This is a genomic window from Allobosea sp. Root670 (assembly GCF_001429415.1).
Classification (GTDB): domain Bacteria; phylum Pseudomonadota; class Alphaproteobacteria; order Rhizobiales; family Beijerinckiaceae; genus Allobosea; species Allobosea robiniae.
The window spans coordinates 580142-605938 of the sequence record NZ_LMJU01000001.1 but is presented as its reverse complement, the minus strand read 5'-3'; the positions used below and the strand labels follow the sequence as shown (position 1 = coordinate 605938).

The 25797-nt window shown below is 66.0% G+C and carries 25 protein-coding genes; 16 read left to right on the top strand and 9 right to left on the bottom strand.

Features of this window, described 5'->3' with window-relative positions; genetic code table 11:
* The first annotated feature begins 57 nt into the window (after window positions 1–57).
* The 4 genes from ASE61_RS26270 to ASE61_RS02775 all read left to right on the top strand — a co-directional run bounded on the left by ASE61_RS26270 (window position 58) and on the right by ASE61_RS02775 (window position 3389).
* A complete protein-coding gene (locus ASE61_RS26270) occupies window positions 58–405 on the top strand; it encodes a hypothetical protein (RefSeq protein ID WP_061964403.1) in 348 nt (115 codons plus the stop codon).
* Window positions 406–587: 182 nt separating this feature from the next.
* A complete protein-coding gene (locus tag ASE61_RS02785; RefSeq protein ID WP_082617042.1) occupies window positions 588–1475 on the top strand; it encodes a DUF1003 domain-containing protein in 888 nt (295 codons plus the stop codon).
* 73 nt (window positions 1476–1548) lie between these two features.
* Entirely contained in the window at window positions 1549–2577 is a 1029-nt protein-coding gene (locus ASE61_RS02780) for an ABC transporter substrate-binding protein (protein ID WP_061964401.1), read from the top strand.
* 110 nt (window positions 2578–2687) lie between these two features.
* Complete coding sequence (locus tag ASE61_RS02775) at window positions 2688–3389, top strand: urease accessory protein UreE (protein WP_061964399.1); 702 nt, start codon at window positions 2688–2690, stop codon at window positions 3387–3389.
* Window positions 3390–3447: 58 nt separating this feature from the next.
* On the opposite strand, the gene uxuA is transcribed toward ASE61_RS02775, so the two are convergent.
* Together uxuA and ASE61_RS02765 are read right to left on the bottom strand one after the other, a co-directional pair.
* Window positions 3448–4644, bottom strand: coding sequence for a mannonate dehydratase (gene uxuA, locus ASE61_RS02770; RefSeq protein ID WP_061964397.1), 1197 nt, complete (start codon window positions 4642–4644; stop codon window positions 3448–3450).
* A gap of 47 nt (window positions 4645–4691) precedes the next feature.
* Window positions 4692–5387 carry a GntR family transcriptional regulator gene (locus ASE61_RS02765; RefSeq protein WP_061964395.1) on the bottom strand — a complete coding sequence of 232 codons (696 nt, stop codon included), beginning with the start codon at window positions 5385–5387 and terminating at the stop codon, window positions 4692–4694.
* Window positions 5388–5565: 178 nt separating this feature from the next.
* On the opposite strand from ASE61_RS02765, the gene ASE61_RS02760 reads away from it, so the two are divergent.
* From ASE61_RS02760 to ASE61_RS02745, 4 genes are all read left to right on the top strand, one after another.
* On the top strand, window positions 5566–6756 hold the full coding sequence (locus ASE61_RS02760) for an extracellular solute-binding protein (RefSeq protein WP_061964393.1): 1191 nt from the start codon (window positions 5566–5568) through the stop codon (window positions 6754–6756).
* Between the two features lie 89 nt (window positions 6757–6845).
* A complete protein-coding gene (locus ASE61_RS02755) occupies window positions 6846–7913 on the top strand; it encodes an ABC transporter ATP-binding protein (protein ID WP_061965530.1) in 1068 nt (355 codons plus the stop codon).
* On the top strand, window positions 7910–8800 hold the full coding sequence (locus ASE61_RS02750) for an ABC transporter permease (RefSeq protein ID WP_244492694.1): 891 nt from the start codon (window positions 7910–7912) through the stop codon (window positions 8798–8800). The genes ASE61_RS02755 and ASE61_RS02750 overlap by 4 nt, the downstream gene beginning before the upstream one ends.
* Before the next feature lie 4 nt (window positions 8801–8804).
* Complete coding sequence (locus ASE61_RS02745) at window positions 8805–9635, top strand: ABC transporter permease (RefSeq protein WP_061964391.1); 831 nt, start codon at window positions 8805–8807, stop codon at window positions 9633–9635.
* A gap of 34 nt (window positions 9636–9669) precedes the next feature.
* Here ASE61_RS02745 and ASE61_RS02740 read toward each other — a convergent pair whose 3' ends face one another.
* Window positions 9670–11466, bottom strand: coding sequence for an ABC transporter ATP-binding protein/permease (locus tag ASE61_RS02740; RefSeq protein WP_162260056.1), 1797 nt, complete (start codon window positions 11464–11466; stop codon window positions 9670–9672).
* Window positions 11467–11764: 298 nt separating this feature from the next.
* Here ASE61_RS02740 and dusA point away from each other — a divergent pair, with 298 nt between their 5' ends.
* The gene (gene dusA, locus ASE61_RS02735) at window positions 11765–12790 is read left to right on the top strand and encodes a tRNA dihydrouridine(20/20a) synthase DusA (protein ID WP_413813516.1); all 1026 of its coding nucleotides are present in this window, start codon (window positions 11765–11767) and stop codon (window positions 12788–12790) included.
* Between the two features lie 100 nt (window positions 12791–12890).
* On the opposite strand, the gene ASE61_RS02730 is transcribed toward dusA, so the two are convergent.
* The 6 genes from ASE61_RS02730 to hisD form a co-directional block, all read right to left on the bottom strand.
* A complete protein-coding gene (locus tag ASE61_RS02730) occupies window positions 12891–14474 on the bottom strand; it encodes an ABC transporter substrate-binding protein (RefSeq protein WP_061964387.1) in 1584 nt (527 codons plus the stop codon).
* 7 nt (window positions 14475–14481) lie between these two features.
* The gene (locus ASE61_RS02725; RefSeq protein ID WP_244492693.1) at window positions 14482–15462 is read right to left on the bottom strand and encodes an aminotransferase class IV; all 981 of its coding nucleotides are present in this window, start codon (window positions 15460–15462) and stop codon (window positions 14482–14484) included.
* On the bottom strand, window positions 15452–16948 hold the full coding sequence (locus ASE61_RS02720) for a M81 family metallopeptidase (RefSeq protein ID WP_061964385.1): 1497 nt from the start codon (window positions 16946–16948) through the stop codon (window positions 15452–15454). The genes ASE61_RS02725 and ASE61_RS02720 overlap by 11 nt, the downstream gene beginning before the upstream one ends.
* A 140-nt stretch (window positions 16949–17088) precedes the next feature.
* A complete protein-coding gene (locus tag ASE61_RS02715; RefSeq protein ID WP_061964383.1) occupies window positions 17089–17982 on the bottom strand; it encodes an ABC transporter permease in 894 nt (297 codons plus the stop codon).
* Complete coding sequence (locus tag ASE61_RS02710; protein WP_061964382.1) at window positions 17979–18920, bottom strand: ABC transporter permease; 942 nt, start codon at window positions 18918–18920, stop codon at window positions 17979–17981. The genes ASE61_RS02715 and ASE61_RS02710 overlap by 4 nt, the downstream gene beginning before the upstream one ends.
* 16 nt (window positions 18921–18936) lie before the next feature.
* The gene (hisD, locus tag ASE61_RS02705; protein WP_061964380.1) at window positions 18937–20274 is read right to left on the bottom strand and encodes a histidinol dehydrogenase; all 1338 of its coding nucleotides are present in this window, start codon (window positions 20272–20274) and stop codon (window positions 18937–18939) included.
* Between the two features lie 143 nt (window positions 20275–20417).
* Here hisD and ASE61_RS02700 point away from each other — a divergent pair, with 143 nt between their 5' ends.
* The 7 genes from ASE61_RS02700 (at window position 20418) to ASE61_RS02670 (ending at window position 25789) form a co-directional block, all read left to right on the top strand.
* Window positions 20418–21236, top strand: a complete 819-nt coding sequence (locus tag ASE61_RS02700; protein WP_061964378.1) for a helix-turn-helix domain-containing protein — start codon at window positions 20418–20420, stop codon at window positions 21234–21236.
* A 207-nt stretch (window positions 21237–21443) separates the two neighbouring features.
* The gene (locus tag ASE61_RS02695) at window positions 21444–22325 is read left to right on the top strand and encodes a PhzF family phenazine biosynthesis protein (protein WP_061964376.1); all 882 of its coding nucleotides are present in this window, start codon (window positions 21444–21446) and stop codon (window positions 22323–22325) included.
* A gap of 83 nt (window positions 22326–22408) precedes the next feature.
* Window positions 22409–22753 (top strand): ArsR/SmtB family transcription factor, encoded by a 345-nt coding sequence (locus ASE61_RS02690; protein ID WP_061964374.1) that lies wholly within the window; start codon window positions 22409–22411, stop codon window positions 22751–22753.
* 22 nt (window positions 22754–22775) lie between these two features.
* Complete coding sequence (locus ASE61_RS02685) at window positions 22776–23210, top strand: SRPBCC family protein (protein WP_061964372.1); 435 nt, start codon at window positions 22776–22778, stop codon at window positions 23208–23210.
* A gap of 71 nt (window positions 23211–23281) precedes the next feature.
* Window positions 23282–24034 carry a DUF899 domain-containing protein gene (locus ASE61_RS02680; RefSeq protein ID WP_061964370.1) on the top strand — a complete coding sequence of 251 codons (753 nt, stop codon included), beginning with the start codon at window positions 23282–23284 and terminating at the stop codon, window positions 24032–24034.
* A gap of 93 nt (window positions 24035–24127) precedes the next feature.
* A complete protein-coding gene (locus tag ASE61_RS02675) occupies window positions 24128–24850 on the top strand; it encodes a DUF1428 domain-containing protein (protein ID WP_061964367.1) in 723 nt (240 codons plus the stop codon).
* A 99-nt stretch (window positions 24851–24949) separates the two neighbouring features.
* Complete coding sequence (locus tag ASE61_RS02670; RefSeq protein WP_061964365.1) at window positions 24950–25789, top strand: sulfite exporter TauE/SafE family protein; 840 nt, start codon at window positions 24950–24952, stop codon at window positions 25787–25789.
* The last annotated feature ends 8 nt before the right edge of the window (window positions 25790–25797 follow it).

Here is a 25797-nt window from a genome sequence, read left to right as displayed (position 1 = left end):
CGGGCATCTGACCCGGCGCGCGCTGCCGCGCATCGGTCGAGCTCAGGAGAGAGCATCATGCTGGCGATCCAGGGTCTGAAATGCATCTACGACACCACGGGGAAGGGTTGGTCGATTGAGCTCGTTCTCCGGGCCGATGGCGAGGAGGCCGTGCGCCGCTTCGATGTCGACGGGGCCGAGGATGCCGAATTGCTGATCGAGGCCTTCGAGGATTCCTCGGCCAGCGCCTTCGATCCGGAAACCGGCGAGATCGTCTTCGGCTACGAATATCTCGACCTCGACGAAGAAGGCGAGGAAGAGGATGAAGACGAAGACGAGGGTGAGGAGGAAGAGGAAGCCGACGAATCCGAAGAGGATGACGAGGATTCTGACGAGACCGGCAAGGACGACAAGCCGAAGGGCTGAGGCCCCGCCTGAAGAGGGCTCTTCCAGCCCCGCGACGATCATGAGCCCGGAGAGGCAGCCGCCTCGCCGGGCGAGCTGTTTTGGGTCGTGGCTGCCATCGGCGCGGCTTTTTCGGGTGCTGGTATCGGCGCGGGGATCAGGTGCAATCTGCGCAAGGCTCAAGACGCGATGACGGGCAGGGAATGACACAGGAACAGGATGACGATCGGGTCGCGGAGGCGTCGTCGGGCGCACTCGCGACCCTGGCCGATCCGGCGAGCCTCGCCGGCGCGGCCAGTAAGAAGCGCGGAATTTGCGCCATCAGCGGCCAGGAGATGGCGCGCCGGAACCTCGTCGAGGTCGGCACGCTGCGCCCGGCGCTCGCCGACCATATCCGCGCCGATTTCCCCGACATGCCCGATCACGCGCTGATCAGCCTGAAGGAACTCGCGCGCTACCGGACCCGCTATGTCGAGGAAATCCTGCGCGAGGAGCACGGCGAATATTCCGATCTCGATCGCGAGGTCGCCGAAAGCATCGCCCGGCAGGAGACCATCGCCGAGAATACCGAGGATGATTTCGAGGAGCACCGCACGCTGGGCGAGCGCTTCTCCGACAATCTCGCGAGCTTCGGCGGCTCCTGGGCCTTCCTGATCAGCTTCGGGTTCGTGCTCGTCGTCTGGATGGCGATCAACGGCCTGATGGGGGACGCCAAGGCCTTCGATCCCTATCCCTTCATCCTGCTCAATCTTGTGCTGTCCTGCATCGCGGCGGTGCAGGCGCCGATCATCATGATGAGCCAGAAACGGCAGGAATCGAAGGATCGGTTGCGCTCGCTCAACGATTATCAGGTCAATCTCAAGGCCGAGCTCGAAATCCGGCATCTGCACGAGAAGATGGACCATCTCGTCACTCGGCAATGGCAGCGCCTCGCCGAGATCCAGCAGGTCCAGCTCGAGATGCTGCAGGAAACGCAGCTGCCGAAGGCGCGGGCGAAGCGACGCAAGAAGCCGGTGGCCAAGAAGAAGCGTGCGAAGCCGGCCGAGACGGTCGTCATCGCCGCGGCCGACAAGCCGGAAGGCGAGGCTTAGTCGCCCCTCGCTTGACTCCCCATCCTCCCGCCGGTCATTTCGTCGGCAAACGAATCCGATCGGGAGGATCACCATGGTTGCTTCGCGTTTTGCGCCTCTTGGCGCGCTCTTGGCCGGCTTGGCTTTCACGGCCCCGGCCTTCGCCCAGGGTCAGGTCACGGTCTATTGCTCGATCCTCGAGGAGCAATGCCGCGAGGGCGCGGCGATGTTCGAGAAGGCGACCGGCATCAAGGTCGCGATGGTCCGCAAGAGCACCGGCGAGGTCTATGCGCAGGTCAAGGCCGAGGCGAGCAACCCGCGCGGCGACGTCTGGTGGGGCGGGCCGGGCGAGCCGCATCTCCAGGCGGCCGACGAAGGCCTGCTCGACGAGTACAAGTCGCCGAAGCTGCCGGAGCTGCATGACTGGGCGCAGCGCCATGCCGAGCAGTCCAAGTTCCGCACCAACGGCATTTATCTCGGCGCGCTCGGCGTCGGCTACAACACCGAGGTCCTCAAGAAGAAGGGCATCGCCGCGCCGAAATGCTGGGCCGACCTGCTCGATCCCAAGCTGCGCGACGAGGTCCAGATCGCCGATCCCAGCTCGTCCGGTACGGCCTATGTCTTCCTGGCGACGACGGTGCAGCGCCTCGGCGAGGAGAAAGGCTTCGAGTTCCTCAAGAGCCTGCACAAGAACATCAGCCAGTACACCAAGTCCGGCATCGCCCCGGTCAAGGCGGCAGCGCTTGGCGAGACGGCGGTCGGCATCGCCTTCATCCACGACATGCTGACGCAGAAGCTGCAGGGCGCGCCGATCGAGACGGTCGCTCCCTGCGAGGGCACTGGCTACGAGACCGGCTCGGTCTCGGTCATCAAGGGCGGCAAGAACCCCGAGGCGGCGCGCAAATTCGTCGATTTCACGCTCTCGCCCGATGCCCAGAACATCAACGCGAAGCTGAAGATCAACTCGATCCCGTCGAACAAGAACTCGCTGCTCTCGCCGGACGCGCCGAAATTCTCGGAGATGAAGCTGATTGACTACGACACCCCGCGATGGGGCTCGCCGGCCGAGCGTTCGCGCCTGCTTAAGAAGTTCGACACCGAGGTCAAGGCGCTGCCGCGCTGAGGCCCCTGTGACATCCGAGCTTGGTAGCACGGCCGCCGGTTTGTGCTACTAAGCTGCGATCCGGGCTCGGGCGCGTGGCGCCCTGGCCTCAAGCCATGGGATCGCCAACGATGCTCCGCGCCACCTCCGTCCTTCGCAAGGCCGCCGTCAAGGCCGAGCGCGTCGTCGATACGCTGGCCCTTGGTCACCGCGACCGCACGATCAATGGCGTCAGTGTCCGCGCGACGGGCGGGTTGGAATTCGCGATCTCGCTCGACAAGGCGGCGACGCTGAACGATGGCGACGCCCTGAAGCTGGAAGACGGCACGCTGGTCCAGATCAAGGCCGCGCCGGAAAGCCTGCTGGAAATCCGCGCCGAGAACCCGCTGCGGCTGGTGCGTCTCGCCTGGCATCTCGGCGGCCATCACGTCCCGGCCGAGATGGCGGCCGATGCCCTTTACATCCCGAACGATGCGGCGCTCGGCGAATTGGTGCGTGGGCAGGGCTGCTCCATGACGGTGGTCGAGCGTCCGTTCCAACCGGAGGCGGAAGTCCATCACCACGCCCATGGCGATGATTGCGGCTGCGGGCACGACCACCACGACCACCATCATGGCCATGACCACGGCCATGGGCATCATCACGACCATCACGGCCACGATCATGCGCATGGGCACAAGCACGAGCACGAGCATGGTCACGAGCACCAGCATGCCCATGGCGAGGGTTGCGGCTGCGGCCATGACCACGATCATCACGGGCACGGCCACCACGATCATGGCCACGGCCATGGCGCCGCCCATGGCCACAAGGGCCATTCCCACGATCACTGAGGCCGCGCGCGCTTCGATAGTTTAGCAAAGGCGGGCCTTTTGGCCCGCCTTTCGCGTCTCAGGCCGCGTAGCCCTTGACCTGTGCAAGGGCGGCCATGACGCCGCGCAGCTCGGCCAGCCCGCGCAGACGCCCGACGGCGGGATAGCCCGGGAAACTGCCCTTGCCGACATCGTCGAGCAGTTCGTGGCCGTGGTCCGGCCGCATCGGAATCTGCCAGGCGCTGAGGCCGGCAGCCTTCCGGCGCTGCTCCTCGGCCATCAGCGCATCGACCAGCGCGACCATGTCGGTGTCCCCGCCGAGATGCTCGGCCTCCATGAACGAGCCGTCCGGGTCCTTGGCGACGTTGCGCAGATGCGCGAACCAGATCTTGTCGGCGAAGCGCCGCGCGATCTTGGGCACGTCGTTCCTGGGATTGGCGCCGAGCGAGCCCGAGCACAGCGTCAGCCCGTTCGCGGGGGATTCCACCGAGCCGAGGATGTAGGCGATGTCCTCCTCCGTCGAGCAGATCCGCGGCAGGCCGAACAGCGAGCGCGGCGGGTCGTCCGGGTGGATGCACATCCGGATGCCGACCTCCTCGGCGGTCGGGATGATCGCCTCCAGGAAGCGCTTCAGATTGGCGCGCAGCTTGTCATGCGTCATGCCGGCATAGCGATCGAGGATGCGGGCGAGGCCGGGCAGGTCGTAGCGGTCGAACGCGCCGGGCAGGCCGGCCATCACGCTGGAGAGCAGCCGGTCGCGATCGGCCTGCGAGGACGCCTCGAACCAGGCCTTGGCCTTGTCCATCACCGCGGCGGAATGGCCCTCGTCGGCGCCCTTGCGCTTCAGCATGAAATGGTCGAGCGCGACATATTCATGCAGGTTGAAGCGCAAAGCCGTGCCGCCGCCCGGCAGCTTGTGGGCGAGTTCGGTGCGGGTCCAGTCCAGCACCGGCATGAAATTGTAGCAGATCACCTCGAGGCCGCAGGCGGCGAGGTTGCGCATCGACTGGCGGTAGTTCTCGAAGATGGTTTCGAGGTCGCCCTCGCCGATCTTGACGCTCTCATGGATCGGCAGGCTCTCGACCACCTTCCATTCCAGGCCGAGGCTCTTGTCGGCGCGCACGATCGCCTGGCGTTTCTCGATCTCCTCGACGCTCCAGACCACCCCGTAAGGGATCTGGTGCAGCGCGTTGACGATGCCGGTCGCGCCGGCCTGCCGGGCCTGCGCCAGAGTCACGACATCGTCCGGCCCGAACCAGCGCCAGCATTGTTCCATGGTGTGATATCCTTGCAAGAGATGTCGCTGGTCGGGGACGCGGGACGTCAGGAGGCTTCGTGGGCGAGGCGGGAATCGTCGAAGGCGTCCGCATGGTCTTTCGCGATCGTGTCGATCGTCGCGAAGACGGTGCGCAGATGCGCGCGCATCGCGGCCTCCGCGCCTTTCGCGTCGTGCTTCATGACGCAGGCCGCAATGATCCTGTGCTCGTTCAGGATCACCTCGGACCAGGACGGCGTCTCCAGCGAGAGGCAGCGCACCCGGTCCATCTGGGCCTTCATGCCTTCGATCATGCTCCAGACGGCACGATGGCCGGCAATGCGCGAGATCTCGGCATGGAACACCTCGTCAAGGCGGAAGATCTCGGTCCGGTCCCCCCGCTGCACGGCCTCCGCCTGCTCCTCGACCTGCGCCGCGAGCCGGCGGCAATCGGCGTCGCCGATGCGCTGCGCGGCCAGCACGACGGTGCGACACTCCAGCGTCTCGCGCACGAACTGGCTGTCATGGACGGCGGCGAGGTCGATCGGCGCGACGAAGGTGCCGACCTGCGGCACGGCGACGAGGAAGCCTTCGTCGACCAACCGCTTGAACGCCTCGCGCACGGGTGTGCGGCTGACGCCGAAGCGCAAAGCCATCCGCGCCTCCGACATCGCTTCACGCGGTTTCAGCGCGCCGCTGATCACGTCGGTGCGCAGCACGCTGTAGATCTGGTCCGTGCTATGACGGGTTGCAGGGTGGGCCATTGCCAAGCTCTCGACGACTAGTATACTAGGATACTGATCAACCGGGGGCTGCGTCAACTTGGCAGGTTCGTCGACTTGGTAAGTTCCTGGATCAAGGGGCAGGAACGGGATCGCGGCGGCCGGATCGGCGCAGCATAATAAAGTTCATAAGCGGGCATCCGCATCGGGAGGAGAAATCATGGCTCACGACAGCATCAATCGGCGTCATTTCATCGGCGGCGTCGCCGGACTCGGTGTCGCAGCGCATGCGCCGGGCGTGTTCGCGCAGCAGCTCAAGCTGCCGGCGGCTCCGCTCACCATCAGCGTCATCGACGTCGGCGGGGCGCTCGCCCTCGTCCAGACGCCGCTGGAGAACTATCCGAAGGCGAATCCCAAGGCCGTCTCGCGGATGGTCTTCACCAAGGCCCCGGCGCCAGAGCTGCCGGCGAAGATCAAGGCCCAGCAGAACGCTGGCCGCGTCGATATCGATCTCGTCATCGGCGGCCTCGACGTGCTTTCGGCGGGCATCGAGCAGAAGCTCTGGGTCGAGCTGCTGCCGAGCCACGCATCCGAGTTGCCGAAGCCCGAGGATGTCTTCCTCAAGCCGGCGCTGGCCATGCACAATCTCGGCCAGGGCCAGGGCATGGCGATGGTCTATTACCCCTCCGGGCCGCTGCTCGAATACATGCCCGAGCGCGTCAAGCAGGTGCCCACCACCGCCGAGGAACTGCTGGCCTGGACCAAGCAGAACAAGAATCGCTTTTTCTACGGCCGCCCGGCCAATTCCGGCCCCGGCCGCACCTGGATCATGGGCCTGCCCTACCTCCTTGGCGACAAGGACCCGAAGGATCCCGAGAAGGGCTGGGACAAGACCTGGGCCTATCTAAAGGAGCTCGGCGAGAACATCGAGTATTACCCCGCCGGCACCGGCCAGACGATGAAGGAGCTCGGCGACGGCTCGCGCGACATCATCATCTCGACCACTGGCTGGGACATCAACCCGCGCGTGCTCGGCATCGTGCCGAAGGAAGCCAAGATCCAGGCCCTGAAGGGGTTCCACTGGGTCACCGACGCCCAGTACATGATGATCCCCAAGGGCGTTTCCGACGAGAAGCTCAACGTGCTGCTCGACCTGATCCGCCACATGCTGACCCCGGCGCAGCAGGCCTACACCTATGACGAAGGCTATTTCTATCCGGGTCCGGCGGTGAAGGACGTGCCGCTCTCGATGGCGCCTGCCTCCAGCCAGAAGGCCATCGCCGAGTTCGGCCGCCCCGAATACGAGAAGCTGATCGCCGACAACCCGATGGAAACCCCGCTCAACCCCGACAAGATGGTGATCGCCTTCCGCATCTGGGACGAGCAGGTCGGCGGCGCCAAGAAGAAGTAAGACTGGTGCGGCGGCGGGCTCCGGCACGCGCCGGGGGACCGCCGCCGTCCTTCGATCCCGTTTCTCAGATCCATCCGGAAGCCATGACCATCAACGCAGCTTCGTTCCGCGAGCTTCGGCTCGACCGTCTGAGCCGTGACTTCGGCACCCATAACGCGCTCAAGGACGTCTCGCTGACGATCGGCAAGGGCGAGTTCATCGCGCTGCTCGGCCCGTCCGGCTGCGGCAAGTCGACGACGCTGAACCTGATCGCGGGGCTGCTTCCGGCGACCGGTGGCGGCATCTGGCTCGACGACAGGCGCATCGATCCGCTGCGCCCGGAAGAGCGCGGCTTCGGCATGGTCTTCCAGAGCTATGCCCTGTTCCCGCATATGAACGTGAACAAGAACATCGGCTTCGGCCTGAAGATGCGCGGCCTGCCGCGCGCCGAGATCGACAAGCGCGTGGCGGAAGCCGCTGCGCTGGTGCGTCTCCAGGGCCAGACCGAGAAGCTGCCGGGCCAGCTCTCCGGCGGCCAGCAGCAGCGCGTCGCCATCGCGCGGGCCATCGTGGTCGAGCCGCCGCTGGTGCTGATGGACGAGCCGCTGTCGAATCTCGACGCCAAGCTGCGTCTGGAGATGCGCGCCGAGATCCGCCGCATCCACAACACGCTCGGCGCCACCACGATCTACGTCACCCACGACCAGGAGGAGGCGCTCTCGCTCGCCGACCGGATCGTGGTGCTGCGCGACGGTCAGGTCCGCCAGGTCGGCGCGCCGGAAGACCTGTTCATGCGGCCGGACCACCTCGACGTCGCCGAGTTCATGGGCTTCCGCAACAAGGTCAAGGGCAAGGTCGCCTCCGTCGGCGAGGGCAGGGCGACGGTCGCTGTCGGCGATGCGCAGCTTTCGGGCCGCGCGCGTCACACACTCTCCGCTGGTGCCGAAGGCTATCTGGCGATCCGCCCGGAGGATCTGCATCCGGTCGCGGCCGGCCAGGCCGGCCTCAAGGCGCAGGTCGTCTCGACCGAGTTCCGCGGCCGCGAATTCGTCGGCTTCGCCCGCATGGCGGATGGCACGGATCTGTCCTTCCTCGCCCATGACAAGCTGGCGCCGGGCGAGACTGTGACACTCGCCGCCGATCCCGAGCGCGTCCTCGTCTATGGAGCGGCGGCGTGAGTGCGGACATCACCTCCATCCCGCTGAAGCAGCGGCTGGCGGCGCGCGGGCTGGACGGGCTGACGCTGCTCGTCGTCCCCGCGATCCTGTTCCTGCTGGCGCTGTTCATCTACCCGTTCCTGTACGGGCTCGTGCTCTCCTTCGAGCCGAAGCAGGGCGGCATCTTCGCCAACTACCAGCGCTTCTTCTCCGATTCCTTCCTCTACGGGACGATCGGCACCACGCTCTGGCTCGCCTTGCCGGTGACGGTCGCGACGCTGCTCTTGGCGATCCCGATCGCCTTCCGCGTCCGGCTCATGAAGAACCAGCGCCTGCTGACCACGATCCTGGTGATCCCGATCACGCTCGGCACCGTGCTCGTCGCCGAGGGCCTGCTGAACTATCTGGGGCCGCAGGGCTGGTTCAACCGCGTGCTGATGACCTTCGGCATCATCTCCTCGCCGGTGAAGCTGCTGCATAATTACTGGGGCGTGATGCTCTCGCTGGTCATCACCGGCTTCCCCTTCACCTTCCTGCTGACCTTGTCCTACCTCTCCGGCATCGATCCGGCGCTGGAACAGGCGGGCGCGACGCTGGGTGCCGGGCCGTGGGAGCGCTTCAAGCACATCCTGTTCCCGCTCCTGTTGCCGGGGCTTGCGATCACCTTCTGCCTGAGCTTCGTGCAGGCCTTCTCGGTCTTCCCCTCGGCCGTGCTGCTCGGCGCGCCCTCGGGGCCGACCCGGGTGATCTCGATCGCGGCCTATCAGGCGGCCTTCGAGGAATACGACTACTCCATGGCTTCGGCCGTCGCGATGATCATGGGCGTGGTTCAGCTCGCCATCGTCGTCGTGGTCCTGGCCGCGCGCGGCATGTTGTATCGCGGCCCTGCCGGCGGCGGAAAGGGCTGATCCGATGGTCAAGGATACCCGTCTCTCGACGAAGCTCTGGGCCGCCGCCAACTGGACGCTGATCGGCTTCTTCATCGTCAACCTCTTCGCGATGATCGCGACGGTGGTGACCTCCTCCTTCTCGACGCGCTGGCTCGGCACCTGGCTGCCGGCCGGCTGGACGACGCGCTGGTATGCGGCCGCCTGGTCGGAGTTCCAGCTCTATGAGGTGCTGCTCGTCACCTTCCAGATCGTCTTCCTGGTGGTGGCGCTCTCAGGGCTGATCGGCGTGCCCGCGGCCTATGCGCTGGCGCGCCGCGACTTCCCGGGCAAGAAGCTCGTCATGCTGCTCTTCCTGCTGCCGCTCCTGGTGCCGCCGATCACCTTCGGCATTCCGCTGGCGACGGTGCTCTACCAGGCGGGCTTCGCCGGCCAGATGTCGGGCGTTGTGCTGGCCAATCTCGTGCCGACCGTGCCCTTCGTCATCCTGGTGATGATCCCGTTCATCGAGCAGATCGACACCAAGATCGAGTCGGCGGCGCGCGTCTTCGGCGCCAACACCTTCAAGCTCTTCGTGCATGTGCTGCTGCCGCTGCTGCTGCCTGGTATCCTCGCCGCATTGCTGCTGGTGCTGGTGCGCACCCTCGCGATGTTCGAACTGACCTTCCTGACGGCCGGCCCGACCAGCCAGACGCTCGTCGTCGCGCTCTACTACGCTGTCTTCGCCTCCGGTGTCCGCGCCGTGCAGTCGATCGACGCGATGGCGGTCATCTACATGGTCACCACCCTGATCTGGCTGGTGATCGCGCTCCGCTTCGTCAATCCGACGCAGATCGTCGCCAGGGCGAAGAAATGACCCGGATCGGCGGCGCTTAAGACGAGCGCCGCCGTCACGGACTGTCGTAAGGTTCCGGGCGTTCGTCCTCATTGTCGGCGCCGCGGCTCCTGAACAGCCGCCACAGCGATTTCCGCAGGCGCCTGGACGTCATGTGAGCGCCCGCAGGCCTGCGCTCCAGCGTGATCTTCTGGTCGTGATAATCCTCGAGGCCGGGACGGTGGCCGACGCTGATCAGCGTCGCCGCCGCGAGTTCCTCCTGGAACAGGTTCAGCAACGAAGCCTGGCTCTCCTCGTCGAGCGCCGAGGTTGCCTCGTCCATCACGATGATGTCGGGCTTTTGCAGCAGCAGGCGGGCGAAGGCGACGCGCTGACGCTCACCTCCGGACAGGATGCGGTCCCAGTCGTCTTCCTTTGCGTCGAGCTTCTTTGCGAGATAGCTCAGGCCGCAGCGTTGAAGCGCCGCAAGGACAGCCTCGTCCGTCACGGCGCGGTCCGCATCCGGATAGAGCAGTATGGTGCGCAGAGTGCCCTTTGGGAGATAGGGCTTCTGCGGCACGAAGGCGATCGACTGGCCGGCCGGTACCCTGATCGAGCCGGAGCCCCAGGGCCAGATCCCGGCTATCGCGCGGATCAGCGTGCTCTTGCCGGAGCCGCTCTCGCCCGCGATCAGCGCCTTCGCACCTTGCGCAATGGTCACGGTGGCATCGGCCAGGACGACGCGGCCATTGCTGTGGGCGATGGACAGGTTGTCGAGATGGATCGCGCCGTCATCGCTTTCGCCGAGCTCGATGCCGGTGTCCTTGTCCATGATCGTGCCGATATCCAGCGCCTCGATCTCCTCCATCAGCTCGTCGACACGGGTGACCGAGGCGAACCATTCGGCGAGCCGCACGAAATTGTCGACGAACCAGATCAATGCGGCCTGGACCGCGCTGAAGGCTGCGACGACCTGCACGACCGCGCCCAGCGTGACGTCACCGGACAGGAATTTCGGTGCGATCAGCAAGAGCGGCACGATCGGGAAGAGCGCGGCGTTGGTGTTGAGCACCAGCGCGATCACACCCTGCTGGCGCACGATCCTGAGCCAGGCCGCAACGACGTGGCCATAGCTTTTCCCGGCGGAGCTGCGCTCGTCGGCATCACCCCGGATCAACGCGATGCTCTCGGCATTTTCGCGCAATCGCGTCATCTCCGCCCGGAACTGCGCCTCCATCTCGTTCTTGTGGGCGACACGCGCAACGAGGGGGCGGCCGGCAAAATAGGCGGCAAGCGAAGCGACCACGGCATAGACTACGGCTGCGAGCGCCATATAGCTGGGGATCACGATCGTGGTTCCGCCGAGCGCGAATTCGGCCGAGCCGGCGACCTGCCAGAGGATTGCGGCGAAGGTCGCCGCTGTGACGAAGGCGCTGATCAGCCCGATCGCGAGCTCGACCAGGGGCTCGATGGCGAGGCGGACATCCTCGGCGATGCGGTACTCCGGAGCGGTCATGTTGTTGGCCAGGAAGCCCAGGCGATAATAGCGCTGGTCGGCGATCCACCAGCCGGCGAGGCGACGCGTCAGGTTCTCGCGCCAGCGCACCTGCAGCAGCATCCGGCTGACCACGAGGCCGGACATCGACAGAGCGGCGGCTCCAAGGAGAAAAGGCAGCCAGCCGACTGTCGCCCAGACGGCGCCGACATCGCGCTTTTCCAGAGCATCGAAGAACCAGCGGTTCCAGCGGTTGATGCCGACCGCGGCGCCGGTTTGCGCTGCGATGAAGACGAGGACGGTGATCGTCAGGACCCAGGCACGCCACCGTGCCCTGCCGCGCCAGTAGCGCAGCGCGATCCCGAAGAACTGACGCATACGCGAGCGTCGCAAAACGCGCGGAGCTTCGGCCATACCAACTCCGCTTCTTCCAGGGCTGTGCGGGACGAGGTGACGCGCGACCTCTGCCCTTCCAACCGCAGGCCGGCGGCACAGTTCCATGGCGTTCGTCTCGGACGATGCTCCGGCCGGAGCCGGAGTTTCGCCGCGCCCCTCGCGCATCTCCGCGAATTGAGCCATATACGCCCAAGTTTCGCTGCCTCGGTACCGTTTGACGGCACGGTCGCCATGGCAGCGTCTCCGCATGAATGAACCAGGCACCGGCAGGCCACGCGCGTTGAATACACACATCCAGATCACCGCAGCTCGTGTCGAGGCGAGCTTCTGGCGCTTCTCCGTGGCGCCGATGATGGATTGGACGGACAGGCATTGCCGCGTCATCCACCGCCTGATGTCGCGCCACGCGCTGCTCTATACCGAGATGGTGACGGCGCAGGCCGTGATCCGGGGCGATCGCCAGCGCCTGATCGGCTTCGATGCGATGGAGCATCCCGTCGCGCTCCAGCTCGGCGGCAACGATCCCGCGCTGCTGGCGGAAGCCGCGAAGATCGGCGCCGATTTCGGTTATGACGAGATCAACCTGAACTGCGGCTGCCCCTCCGACCGGGTGCAGGGCGGGGCCTTCGGTGCCTGCCTGATGCGCGAGCCGGCTCTGGTTGGCGACTGCGTCGCCGCGATGAAGGCGGCGGTCTCCATTCCCGTCACCGTAAAATGCCGGATCGGCGTCGACGATCAGGACCCTGAAAGCGCGCTTGATGCGCTGACGGCCGCGGTGCGCGCGGCCGGCGTCGATGCCCTGATCGTCCATGCCCGCAAGGCCTGGCTACAGGGGCTCTCGCCCAAGGAGAACCGCGAGATCCCACCGCTCGACTACGAGCGTGCCTATCGCCTGAAGGTGGCCAATCCGGACCTGCCGATCGCGATCAACGGCGGCATCAAGGCGTCCTCCGAGTGGCCGGCGCATCTGGAGAAGCTCGACGGCGTGATGATCGGCCGCGAGGCTTATCAGAACCCGGAGATCCTGCTTCAGGCCGATCCGCTGCTCTTCGGGCAGGAGGCGCCGGTGACGGACGCCTTCGCCATGCTGGAGGCGCTGGAGCCGTACATCGCTGCGCATATCGAGCGGGGCGGGCGCGTGCATGCCTTCACGCGCCACCTCGTCGGCCTGTTCCCGGGCCGTCCGGGCGCGCGCATGTTCCGTCGCCATCTCGCCGAGCGCTGCGTCGGCGCCGAGGCGACGCTGGAAGACCTGCGCGCTGCCATCGCCCATGTGTCGCGCCACGAGGCCGCCGCGGCGGCCTGAACCGGCCCTGCTGGGAAAGGAAAAGCCCGCCGGAACTATCCGGCGGGCTTTTCCATATGGGCACGGGCAATGCCGCACGCCTGGTGAATGCGTCAGGTTTTCAGGCCCGGCGAACGTTCCAGAACAACGGAGACGACGCGGTCAGGATGCCTTGCAGGTTGCTGCGATAGGCCGTCTTCGGAATGATCTGCCCAAGTGGCACGACAGGCACGGTGTTGAGCGCGCTGCGCTGGATATCGTCGAGCAGCTTCTGTGCCTGCCCCTCGTCGGTGCTGGCCAGCCACTGCGCGGTGAGGCTCTCCATCTCCGGGCTGTCGTGCCAGCCGAACCAGCCGGATGCGCCGGCTCCGCGGATATAGAGGTTCTCCGCCGGATTCGTGACCGAGGAACCCGGCCAGTTGGTGTGGAAGATGCTCCAGCCGCCGCGTTCCACCGGCTCCTTCGAGGTGCGGCGCTGGACGACCGTGCCCCAGTCCATGGTCTGCACGTCGACATTCAGGCCGAGGCGCTTCAGCAGATCGGCGGTGATGTCGCCGAGCGGCGCGATCAGCGGATGGTCTGCGGCGTGCAGCATGACGATCTTCTCGCCCTTGTAGCCGGAGGCCTCGATCGCGGCCCGGGCAGCTTTCAGGTCCGGCGGCTGCTTCATGATCCCGGCGCCGAGCTCGTTCACGCCCGGCAGGCCGCAGGGGAACATCGCCCGGCAGACGCGATAGCTGTCGGTATCGCCCGCCATCACCGTCTGCATGTAGTCGTCCTGCGTGACGGCCGCGAGGATGGCCCGCCGCAGCGCAGGGTTGTTGAACGGCGCCTCGAGATGGTTGAAGCGCATCCCGAGGATGAGGCCGTAGGGATCGAGCGTGCTGGTGGTGACGTTCTTGTCCGAGGTGAGCGTCGACATGAGGTCGGGCAGGGGGCGCTCCCACCAGTCGACCTCGCCGCGCTGAAGCGCGCTCGCTGCCGTCGCCGCATCGGTGATGACATGCCATTCGAGGCGGTCGAAATTCACGCGCTTGCCGCCCGCCGTCCAGTTGGCGGGTTCCTGGCGCGGCACATAGCCTTCGAACTTCTCGTAGACGATCCGCGAGCCGGGGACGAATTCGTTGGCGACGAAGCGGAACGGCCCCGATCCCACCATCTCCTTGACGGGCGTCATCGGGTCGGAATTCGCGATCCTCTCCGGCATGATGAAGGCGGCCGAAGAGTGCGGCTTGCCGAGCGCGCGCAGGAATTGCGGGAAGGGTCGCTTCAGCCTGACGCGGATCGTCTTGTCGTCGACGGCCTGCCATTCGTCGACGACCGTGCCCAGCGCCTGGCCGAAGCTGTCGCGCGTGCTCCAGCGCTTGAGGCTGGCGACGCAATCGCGCGCACGGACCGGCTCGCCATCGTGGAATTTGAGGCCGTCGCGCAGCTTGATCTCATAGGTCTTGCCGTCGTCGGCGGTCGTGGCGCCAGCGGCCATCTGCGGCTGCGGCCGCAACTGGTCGTCGACCGCGAAGAGGTTGTCGAACACGCAGTAGCCATGCGTGGTCGAGACCGCTGCCGTTGTCACCACCGGGTCGAGGATGGCGAGGTTGGTTTCCGGAATGAACTTCAGCGTGCGTGCCGCCGTGCCTTGGGCGATAGCGGGGCGGGCGATGGCGGCAGCACCTGCCGCGCCGATGAACTGACGTCTGTTGAGCATGATGGTTCTACTCCGAGGCGAGGGCGGCGGGAACGGTGTAGTCGACGGGCTCGCCGAGCCAGCCATCGGCGCGGCGCTGCCAGTAGGCGGCGTGGATGCGGGCGGTGAACGGGCCGGGGCCGTTGCGGATGGCCTTGGCGTCGACCGAGGCGACGGGGAGAACCCCGCCGGCCGTGGTCGTGAGAAAGGCCTCATCGGCATCGCGCAGGGCGGCGACGGGCACGTCGGTTTCCTCGACCGAGATGCCGAGATCGGCGCAGAGTTCCATCACCGTCCGCCGCGTCATGCCGTCGAGCATGCCGCTGCGCGGAGTCAGCAGCTTTTCGCCCTTGCGGACGAAGATGTTGAAGCCGGGGCCTTCGAGGAGATGGTCCTGTCCATCGGTCAGCACGACGGTTTCGGCGCCATGGTCGAAGGCTTCGAGCAGGCCGAGCTCGAAGTCGAGCCAGTGATAATGCTTGACCATCGGGTCGACCGAGGTTGCCGGCACGCGATGGCGGCTGCCGATATGGACGTGGAGCCCGCGCTGCTGCACCTCGGGCGTCGCGATCCAGACATAGGGAATGCAGAAGGCCTGGAAGCGCTGGGTGCAGAGCCGGATGTCGCGGCTGCCGATCGGGGGCCGGCCGCGCGTCATGATGATCTGCACATAGGCGTTGTCGTAGCCGGCCGTGGCGATCAGGGCATGGATCGCGCCACGGATCTCGTCCCGGCTGAGCGGGGAGGTCATGCGCAGGCGCTCCAGCGAGCGCCAGAAGCGGTCGAGATGATCGTCGAGCCTGAACAGCAGCCCGTCCCAGGCGGAGATCGTCTCCTGGCAGGCATCGGAGCGCAGGAAGCCCCAATCGAGCAGCGGCAGGCTGGCTTCGGCGACGGGCACGATCCTGCCGTCGATCCAGGCCGTGCCCGCGGCGAAGCGGGCCTCGACCGGAGGAGCGTTCCGGCTGCGCGATGGCGTCGGCCAGGAGAGCAAGGTGTCAGGCGTCACGGTGGTTCTCCATGAAAACGGGCTGCTGCTGGTCGTCGCAGGGCCAGAAAGGGCGCTTCTTCACTTGCCAGGCGATGCTCGCGAGGTCCGGCGCTGTCGGGCCGGCGCCACCGACCATCACCCAGGAGGTGTCGGCATCGAGCAGGGTGCGGAAGTTCATCGGGTTCTTGAGGACGGCGATCTTGCAATCGCGGATATCGACGCCCGCCGCCCGATACTGCTCGTCGCCGTACTCGTAGGTCGCGTAGGTCGGCACCACGATCCGCAGCCTGCCCGCCCGCAGGACGGCGGTCGGCCCCATCTGGCCCGGCGTGCCGGCGCTGATGCCGCCTGTATAGGTGAAGTGGCCGTCATGCAGGCTCTCGACGACGACCTCCGTCTCGACCGGGGGGTGGAAGCGCGGGTCGAGCGAGGAGCCGATGCGCATGCGGGCGGTTTTGCCGATGCCGAGGTCGAAGGCCTCTGCCGCCGCGGCCGGATCGACGACAAGGACGGCCGACTCCGCATCGGGGCCGGCACGCAGCAGAGCCGCCAGCACGGCCGGCGCATCGCCGGGCGCCCCGCCCCCGACGCAGTCGGGCGCATCGGAAATCAGGACGCGGGCGGGTCGGTCGAGGGCTTCACGAACGGCTTCGTCGGGAGACAGGCACGCAAGCTCGAAGGTCCGGCGCCGGTCCCACATCGCCAGCACGATCTCTTCGGCGACAGCCGTTGCCGCGGCAGGGTCGGCGTCCGTGACCGCCACCCCGGCAATGCCGAGATCGTCGATGTCGAGCCAGGGCTGGACGGGGAAGTAGCTCGCGGCGAGCGCGCGCCCGTCCGCCTCGATCCGGCGAGCCAGTTCGCGGACCTGGGCCATCGGCGCATCGCCATTGGTGGAGCCACCGACGACGGGCAGCAGGGCGTCGATGCGCCGGATGCGCGTCACCGGCCTGATGCGCCCGTGCAGCGCTCCCGCGAGCAATTCTGCGGCGCGCCGCCCGGTGCCATGGGCGTCGACATGCGGATAGGTCTCGTAGCCGACGAGGATGTCGGCATTGTCGGCCATGCGCGGCGTGACATGCGCATGCAGGTCGAGGCTCGCGGCGATCGGGATGCCCGGGCCGAGCGCCGCACGCAGGGCCGCGATGAGGGCGCCTTCGGGATCCGTTTCGCCCTCGCAGATCATGGCCCCGTGCAGGGCGAGGAAGACGCCGTCGACAGGCTGTTTCAGGATGCCCGCGACGATCCTGTCGAAGGTCTCGCGGTAGAAGGCGCCCTCGACGACGCCGCCGGAACCGCCATGGGCGACGAGGATGGGGACGATCTCGAGCCCCTCCTTGCGCAACGCTTCGAGTGCGCCGGTGACCGCGAGGTCGCGCCCCTCGATCGCCGGGAGAACGCCGTCTCCTTCGACTAGCACCTTGCGGCTGAACGTATCCCGGCGGTTGATCTGCGACGAGAGCGTGTTGCCTTCGAATTCGAAGCTGGCCAATGCGACGCGCATGAACGTCCTTCCCTTTGATAGCTGGTTGGCGATGGACGCGATCCGGATCGAAGGCTGCCGGCTTCCCTTGTTTCTCGGCAGCTTCGGTTCTCGGTTCGCGAGGAGGGGCGCATCGCGCCACCCCGGTGTTTCGGTTCCCTTCAAAGGCGCTTGGCGATGCGCGGATCGAGCGAGTCACGCAGTCCGTCGCCGAGGAGATTGACCGCCAGGACGGTGATCGAGAGAAAGATCGCGGGAAACAGCACGATATGCGGCCGGACCTGCCAGAGCGCGCGGCCCTCGGCCATGATGTTGCCCCAGGACGGCGTGGCGGGCGGGATGCCAGCCCCGATGAAGGACAGGATCGCCTCGACGATCATCGCGCTGGCGCAGATATAGGTCGCCTGCACCATCATCGGCGCGACTGTGTTGGGGAGGATGTGTCTGACGAGGATGCGCGGCACCCCTGCGCCGCAGGCGACGGCTGCCTCGACATAGGGCTGCTCGCGCAGCGACAGCACGACGCCGCGGACCAGCCGGGCGACGCGCGGGATTTCAGCGAGCGTGATCGCCAGGATGACGTTGCCGACCGATCCCCGCGTCAGCGCCATCAGGGCGATGGCGAGCAGGATCGGCGGGATCGACATCATGCCGTCGATGGCGCGCATGATGACGCCGTCGAGCTTCCTGACGAAGCCTGCGAGCACGCCGATCGCCAGCCCGGCGACCGAGGCGAGCACCGCAACGGAAAATCCCACGACGAGCGAGACGCGGGCGCCGTAGACGACGCGCGAATAGACGTCGCGCCCCAGCATGTCGGTCCCGAACCAGAATTGCTCCGAGGGCATTCGCGTACGCCGGGCCGGGGAGAGCTGCGTCGGGTCTATCGTCCAGAGCAGAGGGGCGAGGATGGCGCCCAAGGCGATGGCGAGCAGCAGCCCGCCGCCGATCGCAACCGAGGGGTGCCGGCGCAGATAGTGCAGGAAGCGTTTTTGCCGCGTCGCGCTCGCGAAGAGCCGGGTCGCGCCCGCTTCAGTGCTGGAGAGCGCGGTCAATAGCTGATCCTCGGGTCGACGAGCGTATAGGCGAGGTCGATCAGCAGGTTCACCAGCACATAGACGAAGCTGAACATCAGAACGACACCCTGAATGACCGGGTAGTCGCGCTGCAGGATCGCATCGACCGTCAGCCGGCCCAGCCCGGGAATCGCGAAGACGCTCTCGGTGACGACCGCGCCGCCGATCAGGAGCGCGATGCCGACGCCGATGATCGTGATCACCGGCACGGCGGCATTCTTGAGGGCATGCAGGAAGAAGACCTGCCGATGGGCCAGCCCCTTGGAGCGGGCGGTGCGGACATAGTCCTGCTGGAGCACCTCCAGCATGGTGGCGCGGGTGATGCGGGCGATCAGCGCGATATAGACGAAGCCGAGCGTGAGAGCGGGCAGGAGCAGGCTGCGAAGCCAGGGCCAGAAGCCCTCCGCCAGCGGCGCATAGCCCTGTACCGGCAGCCATTCGAGTTTGAGCGCGAAGACATAGGCGAGCAGGTAGCCGATGACGAAGACCGGCACCGAAAAGCCGAGCACGGCAAAGCCCATCGCCGCCTTGTCGACGAGGCTTCCCGCCTTCCACGCCGCGAGCACGCCCATCGGGACCGCGACGAACACGGCGACGATCAGGGTCAGCACCATCAGCGACAGCGTCGGCTCGATGCGCTGGGCGATGAGTTGCGTCACCGGCCGGGCCGTGAAGATCGACGCGCCGAGATCGCCCTGCGCGACGCGCCCGGCCCATTCCCCGAAGCGGATCAGATAGGGTCGATCCAGGCCAAGGCTCTGCCGGATGCGCTCGACCTCGGCCGGTGAGGCCTGGTCGCCGGCGACCACGGCCGCCGGGTCTCCCGGGGCGATGTAGAGCAGCGAGAAGACGAGGAGGGCGACGAAGGCCATCACCGGGATGGTCGCGACGATGCGCCTGATCATGAAAGACAGCATGTCTGTTTCGCGTCGGTTACGGGGTTGTCGCTCCGGGGCCGTCGGCCGCCGTGCTCACGGCGGCGCCGTAAGGGACGTTGCGTCCGCCGAAGCGCCGGACGCGGATGTTGGCCTGCTCGGCATGGCCCACGAAGCCCTCCATGATGCAGAGCCGGGAGCAGACTTCGCCGATCAGAACGGAGGCTTCGTCGGTGAGCACACGCTGGTAGGTGCAGGTCTTCAGGAATTTCCCGACCCAGAGCCCGCCAGTGTAGCGTGCCGCCTTCTTGGTCGGGAGCGTGTGGTTCGTTCCGATCACCTTGTCGCCATAGGAGACGGTGGTGCGGACGCCGAGGAAGAGCGAGCCGTAGTTCTTGAGATGCTCGAGGAAATAGTCCGGGGCCGCCGTCATGACCTGGACATGCTCGGAGGCGATCCGGTCGGCTTCCTCGACCATCTCGTCGCGGCTGTCGCAGACGATGACCTCGCCATGGTCTTCCCAGGCCTTGCGCGCGATCTCTCCCGTCGGAAGGATGGCGAGCAGCCGCTCGATCTCTCGCATGGTCTCGCGGGCCAGCTTCTCCGAGGTCGTGAGCAGGATGGCGGGCGAATTGACGCCATGCTCCGCCTGTCCGAGCAGATCGGTGGCGCAGATTTCGCCGTCGACGGTCTCGTCGGCGATAACCAGCGTCTCCGTCGGGCCGGCGAAAAGATCGATGCCGACCCTGCCGAACAGCAGGCGCTTGGCTTCCGCTACATAGGCATTGCCGGGGCCGGCGAGCATGTCGACCGGCTTGATGCTTTCCGTTCCGAACGCCATGGCGGCGATCGCCTGGACACCGCCGAGGCAATAGATCTCGTCGGCGCCGCCGAGATGCTGGGCCGCGACGATAAGGGGGGCGATCTCGCCCTTGAACGGCGGCGCGCAGGTGATGATGCGCTCGCAGCCCGCGACCTTGGCCGTGACGACTGACATATGCGCCGAGGCGAGCAGCGGATATTTGCCGCCGGGGACGTAGCAGCCGACATTGGCGATCGGGATGTTCCTGTGTCCGAGGACGACGCCGGGAAGCGTCTCGACCTCGATGTCCCGGAACGCAGCGCGCTGGGCCTGCGCAAAATTGCGGACCTGAGCCTGGGCGAACTCGATATCCTCCCGCTGCCGCGTCGTCAGACTGTCGACGCAAGCCTGGATTTCACTGTCGCTGAGCCGATACGATGGACGGTCCAGCCCGTCGAGCCTGTTGGCTAGCGCGCGAACGGCCTGGTCGCCACCCGTCTCGACCTGCTCCAGCAAGTCCTCCACCGCCTTGGTGAGGGCCTTGTCCTGAACCGCATCGCCGGAACCTGCAGCCGTCTTCAAGCGCTTGATCATCTTGGCCTTCCGCGAAATCTGATCCGGCGAGTGTCCTGTGCCGATGCGTCGGCTGGCAATTTCGCAACGGCTTGATTGCTGACGCAAAGTGACGCAGTAGTTGCGTCGACCTGCTGCTGGGCAAAAAGGGGAGCGGGAACGCCTTGAAACCGCACGATGTGGAACGGTTCGCCGCGAACCTCAGGTTCCTCTGCGAGCGGCACGGCTCGATCACCGCCGTATGCCGCAAGATCGGGCTCAACCGGCAGCAGTTCAACAAATACCTCTCGGGTGTTCACTTGCCGTCGCCGGGCAATATCCGGCGGATCTCGCAGTTTTTCGGGCTGGGGCCGGCCGTCCTCTTCGCCGAGACCGACGAAGTCCGGATGCTCGTCGATGGCAATTATTTCCCGGTTCTGGATCGCTTGCGGGGCTCGCGCCAGTTCGACGATTTCATGAACGCCGCCGTCCTCGCCTCCAAGCAGGAATCCCTTGATATAACAGGTGTTTACGATCGATATCAGTATTCATCGATCTACAAGGGAGCGATCATTCGCTCTCTTCTGTGCATATACAACAATGAGAATCTCTATCAGCATTGCTATATCGAGCGATTTCCGAGCGTGGATTCTCCCCCGAGGACCGATTACATCTTCAAGTATCACGGCTTTACGTTTCCGCTCGCCGGCAGGATTTTCTTCATCGATTTCGAAAGCGTGCAGAAGAACGAGCTGACGACATCGATTCTGATGCCCGTCCAGCGCAGCAAGACGAGGTTCATGTTCGGCATCGCCAGCGGCGTCGCGGCGACGATGCTGCGCGAGCCCTACGCCACCAGGACAGCCTTGCACTATCGGCGCTCGGGACTGATCCGCAAGGAAGACATGATAGTCGCGACGACCTTGCCGCCGGACGATCCCTCCATCCCGCGCGACATCCTGCAATATCTGGGCGATGGAGGGGATATGTTGAGAGCCGGTTGAGGCATCCAGACCGCGTCGCATGCGCAGACGGGGTGGAGAAGCGATGCTGGACGATCTGCGCGCTGCCATAGCCCATGTGTCGCGCCACGAGGCCGCAGCCGCCGCCTGATCGCGCCGGTTCGTTGCGGGAAACGCGATTTGCTGCGAAGCCGTAGCAGTCTCCCGGAACATGGGGGCGATTCCAGCTTCGACGGGACGGGCAGGGTGATGGCGCAGGACTGGATCAGGCTGGTCAACGTGTTCACGCATCAGGGGCAGGGCGGCAATCCCTGTCCGATCGTGATCGATGCGGCGGCGTTGCAGGATGAGGACATGCGGGCGATTGCGGCCCGCTATGGCCATGAATCCGGCTTCGTCCGACCGCCCTCCGGCGCCGATTCCGATTTCACCTTCCGCTTCTGGGTGCCGCGCCACGAGATGGAGATGTGCGGCCATGCCACGATCGGCGCGCTCTGGTGCCTGGCGACGGCCGGCCGCCTCGATGCCGAGCAGATGCGGATCGAGACGCGCAGCGGCTCCGTGACCGGCTATGTCGAGAACCGTGAGACCGAGAACCCGACGGTCGAGATCAGCCAGCCGGTAGGCAAGATCGTCGACCTCAAGCGCGCGCAGGAGGAGGACGTGCTCGCAACGCTCCGGATTTCGCGCAGCGACCTGCTCGACCTGCCGATCCAGAATGCCGTGACCTCGCGCGTCAAGACGCTGATCCCGATGAAGAGCCTCGCGCATCTGCAGGCGCTGACGACCGATATGGCTCTCACCGAAAAATGCTGCGAGCGCATCGGCTCGACTGGGCTCTACCCTTACGCCGTCGCGGATCAGGCGCAGCGCCGCTTCGAGGCCCGGCAGTTCCCGAAATCCTCCGGCTATCCCGAAGATGCTGCGACCGGAATCGCCGCTGCAGCACTGGCCTTCGGACTGCTCAAGAACGATCTCGTCCCCCGCGACAGCGGCCGCATCACCATCCTGCAGGGCCGGGCGATGAATGCGCTCTCGGAAATCCGGGTCAGGATCGGCTTCGCCGACGGTCGGCCTGTCGGCTGCCTCCTCGGTGGCGAGGTCATGTCGGCGGACGACCACGCGGTCTGATCGCAATCTCTGGATTGTCGCTGGGCAGAGGCACAATCGCCCGTCCTTGACACGTGTGGTCGCGGCTGCTTAAACTTAACTCGATGGTTAAGTTTCAGGATGCGCAGCTCGACCGGACCTTCTCCGCCTTGGCGGACCCGACGCGGAGGGCCCTGCTGGCGCGGCTGGAGCGGGAGGACGGGCTGTCCGTCAGCGAGCTCGCGAAACCGTTCCCGGTTTCGCTGCCGGCGATCATGAAGCATCTCGACGTCCTCTCGGATGCCGGGTTGCTGACGCGGACCAAGGCCGGGCGCACCGTGTCCTGCCACCTGAATGCGGAGCCGATGGAGGAGGCGATGGGCTGGCTGGCGCGCTATCAGCGGTTCTGGACCGAGCGGCTCGATGCGCTGGAGGCGCTGCTCGAAGCGCGGCGCAAGGGCGAAGGTTGAGGACGGGAGAGGGACAGGGCGCATGCATCAACCGGTGACACCGAGCCTCACGATGAAGCGCCGCCTCAATGCGTCGCCGGCCGAAGTCTACAAGGCCTGGACCGACCCGGACCTGCTCGTCCGCTGGTTCGGTCCGGAGAATGTCGTGGCGCAGGAGGCGGAGATCGATCCGCGCGTCGACGGCGCCTATCATGTCGTGATGATCGAGAATACCGGCGAGCGCCACGAGGTTCTCGGCCGCTATCTGGAGGTGGTCGAGAACGAGCGCCTCGTCTTCAGCTGGTCATGGATCACGACACCCGAGCGCGTCTCGCGCGTCACCGTCACCCTGAAGCCGGACGGAGACGGCACGATCCTGACGCTTTTGCACGAGAAGCTCGCCGACGATGCCGCTGTCCGTGGTCACACCCATGGCTGGACCGGGACCATGGTCAAACTCGAGGCCTATTTCGCCTGAGCGATTGCGTGTGGGAGCACGCCGAAGAAGCCGCCGGCACCACGCCGGCGGACAGCAGAGGAGAGGAGACGATGGAACACAGGATCGTATCCCGTGAGGAGTGGCTTGCCGCGCGCAAAGCCCACCTCGCCAACGAGAAGGAGCTGACCCGGCGGCGCGACGCGCTTTCGGCCGAGCGGCGCGCGCTGCCCTGGGTCAGGGTCGAGAAGAACTACACCTTCGAAGGCTGGGATGGCGGGCTCTCGCTGGGCGATCTCTTCGCCGGCAACAGCCAGCTGATCATCTATCACTTCATGTTCGGGCCGGGCGCCCGGGAGGGCTGCCCGAGCTGCTCGTTCCTGGCCGATCATTTCGACGGCGCCAACCGGCATCTCAGGCACCATGACGTCAGTCTCGTCGTGGTCTCGCGGGCGCCCTATGCCGAGTTCCAGAATTTCCGGCACCGTATGGGCTGGGATTTCCCCTGGGTCTCATCGGCCAATAGCGACTTCAACTATGATTTCCACGTCTCGCCGAGCCCTGAGGAAAAGGCGGCCGGCCGCTACGAATACAATTACGCGATGCATGACGGGCAGGGCGGCGAGATGCCGGGTTTCAGCGTCTTCTATCGCAACGACGCGGGCGAGATCTTCCACACCTACTCGACCTATGCTCGCGGCGGCGACCTCCTGATCGGCGCCCATAACTTCCTCGACATGACCCCGAAGGGACGCAACGAGGTCGGAATCATGGACTGGGTCCGCCATCACGACCGCTATCCGAGCAAGCCGCTGGGCGCAGCGAGCTTCCAGCCGGAACTCGCGGTGAGTTCCTGCAGCGACTGACAGCGGTTTTACGGATCCATTCCGGGTCCGTAGGGTTGATATCAACATTTTGGATGCGGCCGCCGCCGGCGACTGCGAGCAAGGAGAGATGCAATGGCCTATGTCGATGGTTTCGTCCTCGCGGTTCCCGCGGCGAACAAGGAGGCCTACCGCAAGCAGGCTGCCGATGCGGCGCCGCTGTTCCAGGAATTCGGCGTCCGGCGCCATGTCGAGACCTGGGGCGACGATGTCCCGGACGGCAAGGTGACGGATTTCAAGGGGGCGGTGAAGGCGACGCCGGACGAGGTCGTGGTCTTCTCCTGGTTCGAGTATCCCGACCGGGCGACGCGCGATGCCGCCAACGAGAAGATCATGAGCGATCCGCGCATGAAGGCGATGGGCGAGGCCATGCCTTTCGACGGCAAGCGCATGATCTATGGCGGCTTCGCCCCGATCCTCGACGAGGGCGAGGGCGGCGCGATGGGCTATCTCGATGGCGTCCTCGTCGCCGTGCCCGACGGGAGCAAGGCCGATTACCGCGATTTCTCGGCCAGGCACGCGGAGCTTTTCAAGGAATACGGCGCCCGCCGCATCGTCGATGCCTGGGGCGATGATGTGCCGGACGGCAAGCTCACCGATTTCAAGGGCGCGGTGAAGGCTGAAGCCGGCGAAACGGTCGTGTTCAGTTGGGTCGAGTGGCCGTCCAAGGAGGTGCGCGCCGCCGCATGGGGCAAGATGATGGCGGACCCACGCATGGAGGCGCTGAAGATGCCCTTCGACGGCAAGCGCGTCGTCTATGGTGGCTTTGCGCCGATCTTCGATACCGGCCGCGGCTGAGCCCGCCGCCCAGGATTCACGCAACGGCCATGCGGAGGGCATCTTGCCCCCGCTGGTCAAATAGCCGAGAGATCGGGCGGCTTCACCGGATCTCTCGTCATGTTTGCTGGCATTCCCCTCGGCGATCTCGCCTTCCTCGCCGTCTCGCTCGTGCTGGCCGGCGCGGTTACCGGGCTTCTGGCCGGCGTCTTCGGCGTCGGCGGCGGCGCGGTCATCGTGCCGGTGCTCTACGAGATCTTCCGCGTCATCGGCGTGGCCGAGGAGATCCGCATGCCGCTCAGCGTCGGCACCTCGCTCGCGATCATCATCCCGACCTCGATCCGCTCCTTCAACGCGCACCGGGCCAAGGGGCTGGTCGATCTCTCGATCCTCAAGGTCTGGGCGGTGCCGGTGATCGTCGGCGTGCTTGCCGGCAGCTGGATCGCTCGCTTCGCGCCCGCCGATCTCTTCAAGATCGTCTTCGTGGCGGTGGCGACGGTCTCGGCGCTGCGCCTGCTCTTCGCGGCGGATCGCTGGAAATTCGGCGAGGACATGCCCGGCAAGCCGCTGATGGTCGCCTATGGCGGCATCATCGGCGTGCTTTCGGCGCTGATGGGCATCGGCGGCGGCCAGCTCTCCAGCCTGTTCATGACTTTCTATGGTCGGCCGATCCATCAGGCGGTCGCGACCTCCTCGGGGCTCGGCGTGCTGATCTCGATCCCCGGTGCCCTCGGCTTCATCTATGCCGGCTGGCCGCAGATGGCCCTGGGTACGCTGCCGCCGCTCTCGCTCGGCTATGTCTCGCTGATCGGCATGATCCTGTTCATCCCGACCTCGATCTGGACGGCGCCGATCGGCGCGCGGCTGGCGCATCGGCTCTCCAAGCGCCGCCTCGAGATTGCCTTTGGCCTGTTCCTGCTCGTCGTCGCCAGCCGCTTCGTCTGGTCGCTCATCCACTGAGGCCGCCG